Origin of the sequence: Mangrovimonas futianensis, assembly GCF_021245805.1 — a bacterium.
GTDB classification, from domain to species: domain Bacteria; phylum Bacteroidota; class Bacteroidia; order Flavobacteriales; family Flavobacteriaceae; genus Mangrovimonas; species Mangrovimonas futianensis.
In genome coordinates this window covers 1-264 of sequence record NZ_JAJJNF010000094.1, presented here as the reverse complement: position 1 = coordinate 264, position 264 = coordinate 1, and the positions used below count along the sequence as shown (strand labels likewise).

1 protein-coding gene is annotated in these 264 nt (G+C 50.0%); it reads right to left on the bottom strand.

Features of this window, described 5'->3' with window-relative positions; translation table 11 throughout:
* A partial coding sequence (locus tag LOK78_RS16570) for an immunoglobulin domain-containing protein (protein WP_232635693.1) occupies positions 1–264 on the bottom strand: 264 nt, incomplete at both ends.

The following is a 264-nucleotide window of genomic DNA, read 5'->3' as shown; positions in this document are numbered from 1 at the left end:
CATAACCGGAAGGACCGTCCAAGGTGATGTCCTCGCCCTCACAGTCTGACGCATCACCAACAGATGGCTCTGGGTTGTCGTAGACCGTAACCGTTGCAGTATCGCTTCCAGAACAGCCATTATTATCGGTCACCGTTAGTGTATAAACACCAGCATCTGCCGAAGTTGCTCCAGTTATCGTTAAATCTTCGGAAGTTCCTACCTCGGAACCACCAAAACTCCAACTGTAACCTACATAACCGGAAGGACCGTCCAAGGTGATGT